The 16347-nt window shown below is 41.2% G+C and carries 8 protein-coding genes and 2 CRISPR repeat arrays; of the genes, 2 read left to right on the top strand and 6 right to left on the bottom strand.

Going from position 1 to position 16347, the window contains the following annotated elements; all coding sequences use genetic code 11:
• The first annotated feature begins 11 nt into the window (after nucleotides 1-11).
• Both cas10 and ACE1CD_RS01480 read left to right on the top strand, forming a co-directional pair.
• Nucleotides 12-3137 carry a type III-B CRISPR-associated protein Cas10/Cmr2 gene (cas10, locus tag ACE1CD_RS01485; RefSeq protein ID WP_374821028.1) on the top strand — a complete coding sequence of 1042 codons (3126 nt, stop codon included), beginning with the start codon at nucleotides 12-14 and terminating at the stop codon, nucleotides 3135-3137.
• 14 nt (nucleotides 3138-3151) lie between these two features.
• Nucleotides 3152-4369 carry a type III-B CRISPR module-associated Cmr3 family protein gene (locus ACE1CD_RS01480; RefSeq protein WP_374821025.1) on the top strand — a complete coding sequence of 406 codons (1218 nt, stop codon included), beginning with the start codon at nucleotides 3152-3154 and terminating at the stop codon, nucleotides 4367-4369.
• Nucleotides 4370-4381: 12 nt separating this feature from the next.
• Nucleotides 4382-6037: direct repeats of the CRISPR family, unit length 35 nt; unit sequence GTTTCCATTAATTCAACTTCCGAAGAAGCTTAAAG.
• A 473-nt stretch (nucleotides 6038-6510) separates the two neighbouring features.
• On the opposite strand, the gene ACE1CD_RS01475 is transcribed toward ACE1CD_RS01480, so the two are convergent.
• The 6 genes from ACE1CD_RS01475 to cas1 (ACE1CD_RS01450) form a co-directional block, all read right to left on the bottom strand.
• Entirely contained in the window at nucleotides 6511-6810 is a 300-nt protein-coding gene (locus ACE1CD_RS01475; RefSeq protein ID WP_374796383.1) for a helix-turn-helix domain-containing protein, read from the bottom strand.
• 95 nt (nucleotides 6811-6905) lie between these two features.
• A complete protein-coding gene (locus tag ACE1CD_RS01470; RefSeq protein ID WP_374821022.1) occupies nucleotides 6906-7160 on the bottom strand; it encodes a type II toxin-antitoxin system RelE/ParE family toxin in 255 nt (84 codons plus the stop codon).
• Between the two features lie 54 nt (nucleotides 7161-7214).
• Nucleotides 7215-7493, bottom strand: coding sequence for a CRISPR-associated endonuclease Cas2 (cas2, locus tag ACE1CD_RS01465; protein WP_374821019.1), 279 nt, complete (start codon nucleotides 7491-7493; stop codon nucleotides 7215-7217).
• An 85-nt stretch (nucleotides 7494-7578) separates the two neighbouring features.
• Nucleotides 7579-8646 (bottom strand): CRISPR-associated endonuclease Cas1, encoded by a 1068-nt coding sequence (cas1, locus tag ACE1CD_RS01460; protein WP_374821017.1) that lies wholly within the window; start codon nucleotides 8644-8646, stop codon nucleotides 7579-7581.
• Between the two features lie 169 nt (nucleotides 8647-8815).
• Nucleotides 8816-10654 carry a tetratricopeptide repeat protein gene (locus ACE1CD_RS01455; RefSeq protein ID WP_374821014.1) on the bottom strand — a complete coding sequence of 613 codons (1839 nt, stop codon included), beginning with the start codon at nucleotides 10652-10654 and terminating at the stop codon, nucleotides 8816-8818.
• Nucleotides 10655-10859: 205 nt separating this feature from the next.
• Nucleotides 10860-13932: a CRISPR direct-repeat array (repeat unit 35 nt; unit sequence GTTTCCATTAATTCAACTTCCGAAGAAGCTTAAAG).
• Nucleotides 13933-14230: 298 nt separating this feature from the next.
• Nucleotides 14231-16252 (bottom strand): CRISPR-associated endonuclease Cas1, encoded by a 2022-nt coding sequence (gene cas1 / locus ACE1CD_RS01450; protein ID WP_374821011.1) that lies wholly within the window; start codon nucleotides 16250-16252, stop codon nucleotides 14231-14233.
• Nucleotides 16253-16347 lie beyond the last annotated feature (95 nt).

Here is a 16347-nt window from a genome sequence, read left to right as displayed (position 1 = left end):
AGTAACCGATCATGAGCTTTTATCAACGCAAACTCTACGCCTTATTGCACGACTCGGAACTGCCTGCTAGATACAATACAATTTTGCAAAAACTGGGATGTTTTTCCGTATCGCAGTTAACAGAATTGGACAATTGGTGGTGGAATGGAGAAAACCAACAGAGGTCAGTGTCGGCAGAAATTGCTAGTTCTTCTGACAGAGTAAATTTGCAACAGAAAGCAGCTAATAATTCTTCCCCAGTAAAAGCCTGTCATCCCATCAGCGGACAGACCCAAGATGTAGGTGGTTTGGATAATTTAACCGCGCAGGAAATTGATGATATACGGAGTGCGATCGCACCAATTTCCACTGGCAATGCCAAAAAGCTATTTTGGTGGTTTTGGCGCTTTTATCCTGAATTAGTTGGTTCGAGAAATGCAAACAGTAAAAATAAAAATGGATTGCTATTTCCCGCTCACAGAATACTTCCTGATTGTCCTTGGCATAGTTATAGAAGCACTGTTTCAGCTTTAGCAGGGGCGATGTTTCCGAAAGGTTGGGAAACTACACAAAAAGAGGGCTTAAAAAAACACGAACAGCCCTACTTACTAATCTTTAGTTTCTCACCAGTACAGGAATTTATAAAATCTTCTCGTAAGTTTTTAGATTTCTGGGCTGGCTCATATTTGTTGCATTATCTAGGGGTTAAACTTTGCTGGCATATTGCCGATCGATATGGGCCGGATGCGATTATTACTCCTTCACTTTGGAGTCAGGAAATTATCGATGCTTTAATGTTGGAAAAGTTTAAAGATTCGACAGTTTTTCAGGAAAGCTTTGAAAGACATTTTCAATCTACACCTATTAATAAATTTAATGAAGGTGTATCTACCTCTTTAAGTACCGCAGGCTTTCCTAATATTATGATTGCTTTAGTACCTGGAGAAAAAGCCGCCAAAAGATTGGGGAAAGAGTTAACATTAAAATTGAAAAAAGAATGGGTAGGTATTGGTCGAAAAGTTCGGGAAAATATTAAGAAGCAGGTGAGAGAATACCTTGACAAAACCCTGACTGAATCTGAGAAGCGCGATCGTTTTCTCACGACGATCGCAGATTTTTTTCCTAATACCGATTTGACTGCCATACTGGAAGAATTGCAAACTTGGCAACAACCAAGTTGTTGGGAATGGAATCGACTGTGGGAAGCTCAATTGAATCACACTTGGGAACCTTATTGGACGGCTATACCTCTGGGAAATCCCGATCGCGCAATGCAAATTAATCGTCTGAAAACGGAATCTTTCCCAGAAGATTGGATTGCAGCACAAACATCGATCGCACAATCTAATTTAAAGCTTCCATCAGAACCAGAAAAGTCTACTTATGAATTACTAAATGTAGGAACTTGGTGGGGAAGCTTGCAAGCTAGATTGGGGGAATCTCTACGCGCTGTCAAAAATTTACGCACTTGGCAAATTCCACCTGCACCGGGCGAACGTTCCACTATTTCCGGGCAATTTAGCGCTGCACATCCACGACTGAAATATCGCGATGATTTCTGCGAAGGTGGTGGATTACCTGCCAGTTCTATGCGCTTGTTTTGGTTCGTGATGCAGAAAGCTTACCCTGGATTGTTCAACGGTTCAGAAAAACTTAATTGCTTGGAATTAACTAAGCGAATGGCTTGGGTATATGGCGGAGTAGCAGAATCTTTAGGGATAGATATATCAAGTTCCCAAGATTATGAAACCTGGATTCGCTTTCCTAATTTAAGCTCGATCGCATCTGCTCGATTTGCGTGCGATCGGCCTGATTTAGTGAAAAAATATTGGCAAGAACTCAAAAGTCGAATTGATGGTTGTTCTAGCTTCGATCGCGAACAAAAGAAAGCATTTGAATCCAAAACGAGACGACCTTTTCAAGTTCCCAAAACAGACAGTGCGATCGCCATAGATCCAGCCACGCAAAATCGCTCGTATAACGGCACGATGTTTTCTAGTAAGTGGTTAGCTGATGACATGGGATTGCAAAAAAATGAATTGGAGACTTTAAAAATATTTGTAGAACAAGCTCATCAGAAAATGCAATTTGGTGAAGGTAGTCCCGCCGATTGGTGGGCAATTGTTCTGGCGGATGGAGATGGTATGGGTGATTATGTTTCTGGAGAAAATCTCAAATATTACAAGGATTACATTGTTTTGCCAGAAATCGAGCCAGAAATCTCAAATCAAGATGAGTTTAATGACTTATTAAATAAAACTAAAAAGCGGATGGGACCCGCTACTCATGTCGGACTCAATCGTGCCTTATTGGACTTTTCTAACCGCCTAGTTCCTTACTTAACCGAACAGCGTTTTTGTGGGAAAGTTATCTATAGCGGTGGCGATGATGTCATGGCTATTATGCCATTAGAAGATTTACCAGAATATCTCTTGTCATTAAGAGCAGCTTGGAGTGGTAAAGCCGATTCTGGTGGGGATAAAGACCCTAATATTAAGTTTGTCGAACAAGGAGGATATTGGCAACCGGAGTGGAAAATACCTGATGGCGATCGCACTCAATTACCCGATCGTCCATTATTTACAATGGGAGCCGATGCTACCATCAGTATGGGCATTGTAATTGCTTATAAAACTGTTCCATTACCAACAGTTTTAGAAAGCCTTTGGGAAGCAGAAAAAGACCGAGCTAAAAAACTTCTTGGCAAAAATCCTGAAGTTGAAAATCCCACCAAAGATGGTCTATGTTTTCGAGTCATTTATGGCGGGGGTAATCAACTAGAAGCTCTGATGAAAGGTCATTTACTATCACTTTGGTGGGACTTAGTTAAAAACTACAACCAAGATTTGAGTCCTTTACTTTATCGCCTTGCGGAAGAATTGCCGCGTCGCGCCGTTGTCACCGACGATTATCACCTTTTCTCGAAAGCAGCAAAAGTAATTCTTTCTCGTCGAGATGAATCGAAAAAACTCAATTCCGATCTGGAAAAATCATTAATCAAATGGTTAGATGCTTGGGAAGATTGGGTAAAAACCATTCCTCAAGAAGAAGAAAAAGCCATTGGCACAAAGCCGGAAGATTTAGGTAAATTACTGCGTTTTAGTGCCTTTTGGGTAGACAAAATGGTAGAACGGCAAAAATGGACATTACTTCCTTAAGAGGAGAATAGCTAATGAATTGGTATACGTTAACCCCACTGGATATTCTTTTATTTCGAGAGTCGAAACCTTTTAGTCCTGGCGATGGAGCTTGGGCTAAAGGTCAGTTTCCCCCCATGCCTACTCCTGTTTTTCAAGCACTACGTTCAGCTGCTAAATCGGGTAAAAATTTGGAATTTTTTGGCCCGTTTTTGTTACAAGAAAACTATACTCTTTGGCTACCAACTCCCAAAGATTTAGTTTGCCTTTATCCTGAAAAAGATCGAGATGGGAAACAGGGACAAAAGATTAATCGTAAGGAAGCAACGAGTAATTGGGAAAAAGTGATGCGATTGCAGCCACTAAAACAAACAGATCCCGCTTGGAAATATTTATGCTTTGATGAAAATCAAATTTCGCCGATGGTGCCTCCCTTACCAAATCGCGATTGGGGAAAACCTCTACCTTGGGTGAAAGCAGCAGCTTTAATTGAGTATCTCAACGGTAACGACAACCATTGGAAACCATCTGATTTTATTGAAGATCCTTGGGGTATTCAAGTGTTACCCCATATTCATATTGAATCGGGTACAAGACAAGTTTTAGAGAAAGATGGATATTTCACGGAAGTAGCAATTCGCCTCAAACCAGGATGGTGTTTTTTAGCTGCTTTGAGCGAACTATTAGAGGAAACAGTTGTGCGATTGGGCGGTGAAGGACACCGAGCAATTGTTAATAAGTTAACATCACCTTCATCTTCTGAAGAAAATTATGCCCACTTTCAACAATTAGAGCAACAACTTAAATTTTTAACTGACTCCGATCGCCCACAAAAATCTCATGATTTTGCTTACCTGTTAACGCCTGGTCTTGCTCTCACTGTGGAAGAAATTATCCAGAAAAAACGTAATGGGGAAATGAGAATTTCTCATCAACCACTTTACGGTGTTTATCCTCAAGAGTGGCAACCTTATTTGCAAGGATGTGTAAGCGATCGCGCTATTCTCTGGGGCGGAGTTTCCACCATTCACCGCCGTCTCCTCGACTCTGAGGAACGAGGAAAAGCTGAATTTGCACTCCTACCTCAACGCGCCTTCGTTCCTCCAGGTAGCGTGTATTTGTTTAAAGATCGGGATAATTTGCCAACCGAAACGAAATTATTACCAGCTAACGATCGAGAAAAGAAAGGCTGGTTAACTACTTTCGAGCAGCTAAACTATGGCAAGCTGTTGTGGGGAAAGCGACCGGAATAAAACCAGTGGCTCGTTTCCATTAATTCAACTTCCGAAGAAGCTTAAAGTATGACTCCCCCGCCCCCTGCACCCGCACCAAACCAGGGTTTCCATTAATTCAACTTCCGAAGAAGCTTAAAGTTTGCACATTTTTGGTATGGGCGTATTTGGTACAAGTGTTTCCATTAATTCAACTTCCGAAGAAGCTTAAAGCCTGGTAGTTTGTGAGTTTTTTTACCTAGCTTCTAGCTAGTTTCCATTAATTCAACTTCCGAAGAAGCTTAAAGTCGTTGCGGTCGATGCGCCGCCGACCCAAGCCAAATCCGGGTTTCCATTAATTCAACTTCCGAAGAAGCTTAAAGCCGGAGTATTCAAACTATGAGTGTGGAAAAAGAACAGTTTCCATTAATTCAACTTCCGAAGAAGCTTAAAGTAAAGATGGGTGACAAGATGCTGGAAAAAGCGGTTAAGTTTCCATTAATTCAACTTCCGAAGAAGCTTAAAGCCTGTGCTTATGCGGATGTGGAAGGTGCTAGTTATCAACGGGTTTCCATTAATTCAACTTCCGAAGAAGCTTAAAGATTCTGCTCCGGCTGATCCGGACGAAGACAGAATCTTTTGGTTTCCATTAATTCAACTTCCGAAGAAGCTTAAAGCACAGCGGGAATTTGATAAAAAACTTAAAAAGTTTTTGTTTCCATTAATTCAACTTCCGAAGAAGCTTAAAGCTTGAATCCAGCAATTTTTGTGCTGGAAACAAAACTACTTCTGTTTCCATTAATTCAACTTCCGAAGAAGCTTAAAGCGCGGGTGGGCAAGAATTCTCGATGCGGCCGGTGGATAGTTTCCATTAATTCAACTTCCGAAGAAGCTTAAAGTGGGAGAGAAAATGGATCACCGGCTTGTCCGGTGTATGGTTTCCATTAATTCAACTTCCGAAGAAGCTTAAAGTAGGAGGATTAGACTGGAAGTACAATACCAGTGAGGGTTTCCATTAATTCAACTTCCGAAGAAGCTTAAAGCTGGCTGCACCCGAAGTGCAGCAGTTTCTTGCCGGCACGTTTCCATTAATTCAACTTCCGAAGAAGCTTAAAGTTTTGTGGCGTTTAATTGGGAATAAGCAAAACATTGTACGTTTCCATTAATTCAACTTCCGAAGAAGCTTAAAGAGTTGGTGTCGAGAAACATAAATATCGGGGAAGTTAGTAAAACGTTTCCATTAATTCAACTTCCGAAGAAGCTTAAAGTCAGGAACTAACGCGGTGATTGTGAACGGAGTTCCTATGGGTTTCCATTAATTCAACTTCCGAAGAAGCTTAAAGGCCGGTTAAAAAGCCAGCGACAGGGCAGGTTGTTAGGTTTCCATTAATTCAACTTCCGAAGAAGCTTAAAGAAAAAACTCCTTGCACCAGCGATAGTGGGTGCATCTGGTTTCCATTAATTCAACTTCCGAAGAAGCTTAAAGGAGAAAGAGTTGAAGGAACTAATTCGGAAAAAGCTGGAAAGGTTTCCATTAATTCAACTTCCGAAGAAGCTTAAAGCTTCAGCCAGCCTGCTTTTCGGGGTAGAAATACCCCAATCGTTTCCATTAATTCAACTTCCGAAGAAGCTTAAAGAACGGGAGCGGGGTGGGTACCTATCAGAGTACCCAGTCGTTTCCATTAATTCAACTTCCGAAGAAGCTTAAAGCGTCGCCTCTAAAAGCCTTGCCCTGAGCCAATTCTACAGCACTTTTTCTTGGGGGTCAAATTTAGCCATTGATACTTGCTACTAATTGTCAATAAACCGCTCGATCGCACCATCACAACCCATACCCAGAGCGCGTTTCGCGGGGGTCTACGAGAGAATGCGGGTTTCAGCCCTTACCCTACCCCCGCGAAAATGTGACTTTCGACCTCAGCAGCCATACAAAAACCGTTGGTGATGAAACCAACGGCTGAACCCCTTTGTGCCGATCGCAAGTATTTAGCTTTTCGCCATTACTTGCACCTGGAACACAGAAACAACTCTGTATTCAGCAGATAAATTCGGCAGATATTATCTACGTAATCTGGATGTTTCCATTAATTCAGCTTACGAAGAAGCTTTCAATTAATAGATTAATTCAAGAAACCTAACCAAAACAGGTCAAGCTGACCTTGACACTTCCTATCACTTCCGTCCTAAGTTGACGGCGGACAAAGAATATGCCACAAAGATGCGGGGATTTCTTCAAAATGCTCCAGTAAAAAATCCATGAGTGCTAGATTTCGTAAATCTGCTTGGGTAGGATATCGGCGTAAGCGTCCTCGCTTGAACCATCCCCGCACAGTAGAATCGGAACGAGAGCAAATTATCGCCATTTGCTCGTAAGTTACCCCCCACTTCCTATAAAATTGTTGGGGTGTCATTCCCAACTGACACTGGCTATATAATTGAATCAGCGCTAACTCCCGTTCTTGCAAAGTTCGAGGCTGTTTCATAAGTAAAAAGTAAAAAGTAAAAAAGCCAGCAGTCAATTATCAAAAATTACTAATTATTAACTACTGGCTGCTGACTGTTAACCGCCGATCGCTAACTAATGAGAATCGATTCCTATCACCACAATTGTTTGCTTCCCCGCATATTCCCAATAGAATCGCAAAGCCATCGAAGCAGCCGAACCCCAAATTTCTCCTTTTTTTTGACGGTATCGATGGGTTCGTAAACTTCTGTATGTTGGCCCTTCAGTAGCAATTAACTGAAAAGCTTTGCGGTATTGTTTTTGAACTTTCAGCGGCAGGTTTTCAAGTTGTTCGATCGCTTTGGGACTAAACTTAATCTCAAAGTTCATAAAATTCCAAAAGCTAAAAGTAAAAACCTGACTCTTTAGCTTTTAACTTTTGGTTTAAACAATAAACGCTGCATCATCGACCGCAAATTCTGCCTGTATACCCAGCACCACTACCTTAGTACGACAGTGCGCGGATAAAGGATAAAATCGAATTTGGTCTTCCCGTTTATTCAGCATTTTAGTTAATCGATTTTGCAACATTTCTTGCTGTTTATCCTCCAAAACGCACTCAAATACTGACTTTTGCACTCGCCAACCGTAAGTTTCTAGTAATTTAGAAACTTTCTGGCGACGACTATTATTTACGATGTCGTAGCAGACCAAGTAAAACATGAAGATTTGTTCATCCTCAATAATCTCGGTACAGTCAGTAGAGAAAGGACAATATTTTATTTGTCCTCTCTCTTCAGCTTGCTTCTTACGCCTTAACTAAAGTCAGTTGTTTCACTTCCTGCTTGCGAGTTAACCCAATATGCAACGGAGCAGAATTTACTTGCAACACCATCGGACGGTAACTGTTAGTATCGCCTAACAAGAAAGCGACATATTCCTTCACTTGCAACTGCACGCACTGGCGATAACTTACCGTTCCAGCATAGGGATGAATAATTTCAAGTTGTAATTTTTCTTCCCAATACTGAAAAAACGTTTTCAGCAGTGCTGGATGTAAAGACACTCCGCCTTGGGAGAGCGGCAGAAAATCATTCGGCTGAATGATTTCAGACATAGCCAACTGTGCCACCAATTCATCTACCAATGGGGCGCGAAATTCTGCCATCAAATCGCAGGCGAGGGGAGATTGATGCTGGCTATTAGCATAAAGATTGCCCCAGTTAGGATGCAGCCCCAATTCCTGTAAAAACATCTCAACTATCTGATGCAACAGGTTATAACCTAAATTGAGCAGACAGTTAATTCCATCAGTAGGCGGTTGCTTTTTACGACGCTGAAAATGAAACCGACGCGGTAATAGTGAGGCTAAAGCAGGATAATAGAAACTCGCAGCCATTACCGCATACTCGCGCAATTCCCGCACTGAATTTGCCATTGCCAAATCATCAATCAGCATTACCAGCACATCCAAGGCAGTTTGCATCACTGGAGTGGGCTGATTTTTGTGCAGTCGTTGCAATACGATGTAGCAATTGTGCAGTTTAGCCCGCACAATGCTTTCCGCAATTGCCAGGGTAAATTCTGCATCTAAGGATCGCTGCTTTTGGTACTTCAGACATTTGGGATGCTTTTTCAAAGAGTGTTCTAAGCTGCCTATGTTTTCTCCTTGATTTCCCACAAACATAATCGGTATGCCACGAAACGATACTAACGATGCGACTTCGCGGTCAAGATAACAGCGACTCCAAAGAACAATTTGGCTAACTTGAGTGATGTTAATTTTTTGGCAAGTTTGTTGGTTATGCAAAACCAACAAGTAAGGCGATTTCACTTTTACTTTGGCTTTGATGTCTGTGAGATAGATTGCTGTCATATCTTCAATTGGAATTAGGTTGATTTAGCAAGGTTGCTTTTGGCTTTCTTGCTGTACGTCCCTATCTTCCAAAGCGAATATGTAAGTTCGTGCGTGAGTAGAAAAAAGTTGTATATGAGTTCGTGTATGAGTTCGTGTATGAGTTGTACCAAAAGACAGCGGCTTAGAACTACTGCAATCTGTCTTTGAGCAACTTTTCTCGAAAATCCTGGCATTCTTGCGCTAAGGGAATGCCTAACTTGAGTGCGATCGCTAAAGCTCGATCGCAATATTCAGCAGCTAACGTATCTTCACCGATTTCGTGATAAACTTTTGCTAAATTTTGCAGGGTAGTAGCTTCGCCCGGTACATTACCGATCGCCTTAAAAATTTGCAACGATTTCTCAAAATGTTCGATCGCTAAAGGATACTGTTCTAATTTAGTGAAAGCTATTCCCAAATTTCCTAACGTATTTCCTTCACCTTGCTGGTGTCCGATTTCTTGAGCGATCGCTAAATGTTGCTGGAGATAGTCGAGCGCCTTTTTGTAATCGCCCATAGCACAATAAATACCACCTAAATTACCGAGCGAATTACCTTCACTCAATCGGTTACCTATTGACTGCGCGATCGCTAAATCTTGCTCTACATATTCAATTGCTTTTTCGTAATCTTCTAAGGAAAAATAAATCATTCCCAAATTTCCCAGCGCTTCGCCTTCCCCAGAGCGATCGCCTATTTCCCGTACAATTACTAAGCGCTGTTGCTGGTACTCAATTGCTTTTTGATAATCTCCCAAAGCATCGTAAGCAAGTCCTAAATTTCCTAACGCGCTTGCTTCTCCCGATCGATTGCCAATGTCTCTTGCAATATCTACACTTTGTTGTAAGTAATCAATTGCTAGGGTATAGTCTCCTAAATAATAGTAAACAGTACCGAGATTTCCTAACGCTGTTTCTTCACCTCGCCGATTTTTAATATCCCTAGCAATTGCTAAACTCTGCTGTTGGTATTCTAGGGATTTGGTATAATCCCCAAGTGATTGATAAATCAATCCTAAGTTTCCTAATGCCATCTCTTCACCACGTCGATTGCCAGTCTCTCTAGCTATAACTAAGCGCTTTTGCTGATATTCGATAGCGGTAGGATAATCGCCTAAGCAATCGTAAGCAATACCTAAATTACCTATTGCATCTTCTTGGGCGCGGCGATCGTCAATTATTTCTGCTATTTTTAATTGTCGGTCTAAGTAATCAATTGTTTGCTGGTAATCTCCTAAAGCTAAATGAACAATTCCCAAATTACCTAAAGCGGCTGCTTCTCCCTGAAGATAATCGAGTTTTTGGGCAATTGACAAGCTTTGCCGTTGGTATTCAATTGCTTGTTGGTACTCTCCTATATCGTAATAAGCTACTCCCAAATGTCCCAGAGTATTAACTACTCCTTTAAAATCTTCAGTTTCAATCGCCAGTTCTAAACTTTGTTCGTGATAATAAATTGCTTGTTCGTATTCTCCGAGATAAATATAAGCAAGTCCCAAACTTCCCAACATTGCGCCTTCACCTTGACGATTACCGCTTTCGCGAGTGATGGCTAAACTTTGCTGGAAATACTCGATCGCTTTCGTCTGATTGCCAAGATAGTGGTAAGCATTACCCAATCCATTTAATAAAATGGCATCCATGCTAGGACTTAGTTTACCTGCGATGCGATCGAACAACTCGATCGATTGATGGTAATAACCCCAAATATGCAACTGCTTGTATAATTCTTCCTCAGTACGTGCATCAAAACAAATAGAAATAACTTCGATCGCTCTTGACCAATCTTCTGCTTCGCTAAGATGATGAAATGCTTGCAAATAACGATTTACCTTTTCTATATTAGTTGCTTCTGGCGGCGGGTCGTCTTCATTGGTAAGATAATACTCCACTGCTATATACTCAGAAAGGCGATCGATCGGCACTTCATCAAGGTCGATTTTCAGCTTGCCAAACAGTAATTGACCTAGTGTTTGCGTGTCAGTCATTATTATTTATCCCTTCAGGTGAAAAGTCGAGTGAATTAAAGAGCGCATCATCTATGCAATTTGTAGACTTCATTTTTATATAATAACCTAAACTCAGTTGATAGCAATTGCGACAACGAAAAATCCACTGACAATCAGCACATATCCTGCTTCCGAGAAAGCTTAAAGATGCAAGATAAGTGCAATTTGTCAGTGGAGCGATCGTCTTCCCATTAATTCAACTTCCGAAGAAGTTTAAAGAGTTTTGCTCTTTTTGGCGGCTCTTGCAGTCGTCAGTTTGTGTTTCCATTAATTCAACTTCCGAAGAAGCTTAAAGTATTGGCAATTTTGTTTGCCATATTAGCGAGTGCAGGACTGATTAGTTTCCATTAATTCAACTTCCGAAGAAGCTTAAAGTCTTCCGGAAACTCTGTTTCCGTGTATAAAGATAAGTTTGGTTTCCATTAATTCAACTTCCGAAGAAGCTTAAAGCGGGTGTTGGAAAGTTGGGCTTGGGAACAAGCTCAAGTTTCCATTAATTCAACTTCCGAAGAAGCTTAAAGTATTGATGAAATCCAACGGAGAATACGAGACCCGCTGGTTTCCATTAATTCAACTTCCGAAGAAGCTTAAAGAACCCAGAGACAGTTGTAATATTTTCCTGCTTTCTAGTTTCCATTAATTCAACTTCCGAAGAAGCTTAAAGTTATTTTTCTCCCCGTGACACGCGAAAGTCACGAAGGAAAAGTTTCCATTAATTCAACTTCCGAAGAAGCTTAAAGTAGTTTTGGATCAAACACCCTTGATGACATTTGGAGTTTGTTTCCATTAATTCAACTTCCGAAGAAGCTTAAAGCAGCGGTCTCACTGGCTGTGTGTGCATCTGGTATTCAGACGTTTCCATTAATTCAACTTCCGAAGAAGCTTAAAGAATTGGGATTTTGTGGGAACTTTTTGGAGGATTTTATGGGTAAAGTTTCCATTAATTCAACTTCCGAAGAAGCTTAAAGACTGCGGATTTGTGTACTATGTCGGCCAAGCCATTAATTGTTTCCATTAATTCATCTTCCGAAGAAGCTTAAAGTTATTCCCATGACGATGTATTTTTTTCCAGTTTGGAAAGTTTCCATTAATTCAACTTCCGAAGAAGCTTAAAGTTGAACTTGCTGATTTCGCAAACATTTTTGAAAAGTTTTGTTTCCATTAATTCAACTTCCGAAGAAGCTTAAAGAATTTATATTTCATGCCATACGCAACGGATCTCGTGTTAAAAAGTTTCCATTAATTCAACTTCCGAAGAAGCTTAAAGAATGAGCGGAGTCGGAGAAGATGAGCAAGGTGTTTTCAAGTTTCCATTAATTCAACTTCCGAAGAAGCTTAAAGTTTTAATGGTCCAATGCCACGAAAAAGTGGCATATCGTTTCCATTAATTCAACTTCCGAAGAAGCTTAAAGCCCCCAGCGGCAGCTGACTCCTACTCAGCAACTTTTGGTTTCCATTAATTCAACTTCCGAAGAAGCTTAAAGCAATGTTAGGGATTTCAGGAACATGTTTTTTCATGTTGTTTCCATTAATTCAACTTCCGAAGAAGCTTAAAGTGTGACTATAAAAAAGGTCTAGCACGCACAATCGACGGTTTCCATTAATTCAACTTCCGAAGAAGCTTAAAGCGTTTGATAGCAAACAAAATGAATATCATAATCGCCCAACAGTTTCCATTAATTCAACTTCCGAAGAAGCTTAAAGCTATAGCTGGACATCTGGACCGCTTTCCGGGTCCGTGGTTTCCATTAATTCAACTTCCGAAGAAGCTTAAAGGTTGGGTGCAATGTTTTTTACATTCCGGCTATCAAGTTTCCATTAATTCAACTTCCGAAGAAGCTTAAAGAATTTGGCCGTTACCGATACGGCCAACTGTGCAAGATACTGGGTTTCCATTAATTCAACTTCCGAAGAAGCTTAAAGCTTCAGCAATTATGGATCAGTCCGTTCAGATGAACGTGACGTTTCCATTAATTCAACTTCCGAAGAAGCTTAAAGAGTCACAAATTTGATTATAAGTCCCCTGGCGGGACATGGTACAGTTTCCATTAATTCAACTTCCGAAGAAGCTTAAAGCCTTGGGGGCAACTCAAGCCTCCACATGGTCTGTAGAATTGTTTCCATTAATTCAACTTCCGAAGAAGCTTAAAGCAGTATTGTAATTCCACTTTTGAAGTATTTGATCAGTTTCCATTAATTCAACTTCCGAAGAAGCTTAAAGTTTGCACAAACCTGAATAGTGCGGGAGAACCCCGCACGTTTCCATTAATTCAACTTCCGAAGAAGCTTAAAGTACTCGGACTAATTTTCGCAGGGGTTGGGTTCGGCTCAACGTTTCCATTAATTCAACTTCCGAAGAAGCTTAAAGACAAATCAGGTGCCGATGCAACCCTTGGGGCAACTAGTTTCCATTAATTCAACTTCCGAAGAAGCTTAAAGTTGCTTCATTTCCGGCCTCGCCGCCGGAATTCAAATTGGAGAGTTTCCATTAATTCAACTTCCGAAGAAGCTTAAAGTAGTGGTTTTTCTGATTCTTTTTTGTGGGTGCCATCCAACGTTTCCATTAATTCAACTTCCGAAGAAGCTTAAAGCTGATGTTCGCGTAACTTTGGTTACTCGCGTCGGCTAACTTTGTTTCCATTAATTCAACTTCCGAAGAAGCTTAAAGGATACTGAGTTCGAGAAAGAGTTGAAGGAACTAATTCGGAAGTTTCCATTAATTCAACTTCCGAAGAAGCTTAAAGATCAAATCTACGGCGGCGAAGGCAACGACTACGCTGAAGTTTCCATTAATTCAACTTCCGAAGAAGCTTAAAGTTCTGGAAGTTGACTACAACGACATAGTCAACAATCGGGAAAGGTTTCCATTAATTCAACTTCCGAAGAAGCTTAAAGCAGTTTAATGAACTTCGCAAACGATGTGCCTAAAAATTGGTTTCCATTAATTCAACTTCCGAAGAAGCTTAAAGCCGTTAAGTGTCAACCAAGCCATTGCCGGAAAAATAGTTTCCATTAATTCAACTTCCGAAGAAGCTTAAAGTATGCAGTGTCAACTTTTCTTGGGCGACCTACGGGAAGTTTCCATTAATTCAACTTCCGAAGAAGCTTAAAGGTGGGATTATGCCTTTGTCAAAAAATCAAGCAGTGGGTTTCCATTAATTCAACTTCCGAAGAAGCTTAAAGTTTTGCGTCTCTGCAAAATGTGCCTGTGCCTACTAAATCGTTTCCATTAATTCAACTTCCGAAGAAGCTTAAAGGCTAGCCTCTAAAAGCCTTGCCCTGAGACAATTCTACAGCCATTTTTCGCGGGGGTCAAAATCAACCCAAAATAGTTGCTAACTACTCTCAATAAGCCGCGCGATCGCACCATCACAACCCATACCCAGAGAGCGTTTCGCGGGGGTCAACGAGAGAATGCGGGTTTCAGCCCTTACCCTACCCCCGCGAAAATCTGATTTTCAGCCGTCATAGAAAAGCCGTTGGTGATGAAACCAACGGCTTTAAAGTAGCTATTTAGGCCAAATTAGACTTAAACAGCACCTAAATGCCAACTTGCTACTTATCCCACGTCATCGGTCGATATACATCCACCTCTCTCATCAAACAAGCAATATACTCCCGTACCTGCAATTCCAAACAGCGGCGGTATGGCACTTTGTAACCCGTGTGCGGGTGGGTAGTTTCCGCTTGTAACTTCTCCTCCCAGTGCTTCAAAAATTTCTTCAAAGCATAAGGGTGCAAATATACACCACCCCACTCATCCGGCGGCGTAAAATCTTCCGGGACAAAAATCTTAGAATTGATTAAATAAGCCACCAAAGAATCAACTAATTGAGCGCGAAATTCCTCCATCAAATCGGATACCAACGCCGGGTGATTATCGCGAGGGACGTGCAAGTTACCGAAATGGGGATGCAATCCGACTGCTTGAATAAAAGAGTAGACATTCTGACTTAATAGCGTATAACCCAAACTGAGCAAACTGTTAATCGGATCGGTTGGCGGACGCTTAGTACGCTTGTCAAAAGTAAAAACTCCGGTAAACAAAGAACCCAACGCTTGAAAATAAAGGGTTGCTCCCTTACCTTCGTAACCTCGCAGAGCATCCATATTGTCAGCCGTTGGTAAATTATCCATTAAAGTCTCGATCGCATCAACTGCTCGCATCGCCAGCGATTCATCCTTATCCTTCGAGTTGCGACGCCGATTTAATCGCATCAACAGAATCCGAGAATTGTGTAATTTTGCTCGGACGATCGCTTCTGCTTGCAAGCGAGTAAATTGCGGATCGAGAGAACATTTCACTTGCTGAATCAAATATTCAACTTTAGCAGTTCCCTCAGTTTCCAACCGTCCGAAATAACGTCCTTTTTGGGATAAGTACATAATGGGAATTCGTCGTCGCAGTGCCAAACTAACAGCACCGTGCGATAAATTGCAACAGCCAAACAAAACAATATGGCTGACTCGATTCACCGGAACTTTAATGCGGAGTTCCTGGTGGTAATATACCTGAAACTGTTGATTGCGAACGCTCAAATAAGCACCTTGGTCAGTCACGTATAATGTAGTCATAAATTTCGTGAAGTAATGTTCGCTAGTAGCTGTAGGTAAAGTGACGGGCTTGACAATGCTGGAAGCCTTCGGACGTTGAGAAAAACCTTTCGCGGGTCGTCGGGATTTGCGTCGAAAGTAAGGCATTCCCGAATCGTTGATTACCCATTCTCCCGCTTTGATGACAGGTGGAGGTGGCGCGTAAACTTCCCCTTTGGCAAATTGATAACCGAGAAAAGTAAACTCGTCATCTGGTGAGAAAATATGAGTTTTTTCCGGTTGAAGATACAGGTAAATTTCTGCCAACCAAACTGTAATTTTTTCGAGAGTGCGCGTAGCTTCCAGAAAGCTAGAACAAGCAATAGCAAAATCATCGCCATAGCGGACTAAATTAATACCTTCCTGAAGACAGCGCCGATCGAAATCAGTCAGATATAAATTGGCTAACGCACCGGAAAGTACACCTCCTTGCAACACGCCTTTCCCTGGAAATAACCGCTTTCCAGCAATGACAATCCCAGATTTAAGTTGTTGGGAAACTAATTGTACTAAAATAGGTTCTAGCTGCAATTGTTCCAAATCGGTCAACAACAACGCCCAACAAAGATTGTCAAAAAACTGCGCGATATCAGCTTTGACAACCCAAGGATATTGAACGTAGTACGAGTAAAAATGCTTGACAGCAATTTGGATTCCCCGATTTGGACGATAAGCATAAGAACAATCAAGAAATTTATCTTCCAACGGTTGATAAATCTCCTCCAACAGCACGCGAGAAACAATGCGATCGCGCACTGTGGGAATCCCAATTAATCGCTTACCTCCACTACGTTTGGGTAAATAAAATCCTTTGGCGGGACTAGCAGTATAAGATTCCGTTTGTAATTGGTGCTGGATATACTTCAACTGTTCGTTAGCAATACCAGCAAACAAATCAACCGTAATCCCATCCACGCCTGCACTGCGACTTCCCAAACGGACTTGCAGCCAAGCAGCTATCAACTGTTCTTGGGTAAATTCCATTAAATACCCCGCTGAATAAGTAAAAAGTTAAAAGTCAAAAGAAAGATTAATTAAATATTTCTTTTGCTTTTTTACTTTTTCCTTCTAACTTTTAT

This window comes from Aerosakkonema sp. BLCC-F183, assembly GCF_041929145.1.
Taxonomy (GTDB): domain Bacteria; phylum Cyanobacteriota; class Cyanobacteriia; order Cyanobacteriales; family Aerosakkonemataceae; genus Aerosakkonema.
This window is presented reverse-complemented; position numbering and strand designations above follow the sequence as displayed.

Coding starts and splice junctions, on each gene's coding strand:
- cas10 (WP_374821028.1), top strand. CDS start 12: ATGAGCTTTTATCAACGCAAACTCTACGCCTTATTGCACGACTCGGAA.
- ACE1CD_RS01480 (WP_374821025.1), top strand. CDS start 3,152: ATGAATTGGTATACGTTAACCCCACTGGATATTCTTTTATTTCGAGAG.
- ACE1CD_RS01475 (WP_374796383.1), bottom strand. CDS start 6,810: ATGAAACAGCCTCGAACTTTGCAAGAACGGGAGTTAGCGCTGATTCAA.
- ACE1CD_RS01470 (WP_374821022.1), bottom strand. CDS start 7,160: ATGAACTTTGAGATTAAGTTTAGTCCCAAAGCGATCGAACAACTTGAA.
- cas2 (WP_374821019.1), bottom strand. CDS start 7,493: ATGTTTTACTTGGTCTGCTACGACATCGTAAATAATAGTCGTCGCCAG.
- cas1 (WP_374821017.1), bottom strand. CDS start 8,646: ATGACAGCAATCTATCTCACAGACATCAAAGCCAAAGTAAAAGTGAAA.
- ACE1CD_RS01455 (WP_374821014.1), bottom strand. CDS start 10,654: ATGACTGACACGCAAACACTAGGTCAATTACTGTTTGGCAAGCTGAAA.
- cas1 (WP_374821011.1), bottom strand. CDS start 16,252: ATGGAATTTACCCAAGAACAGTTGATAGCTGCTTGGCTGCAAGTCCGT.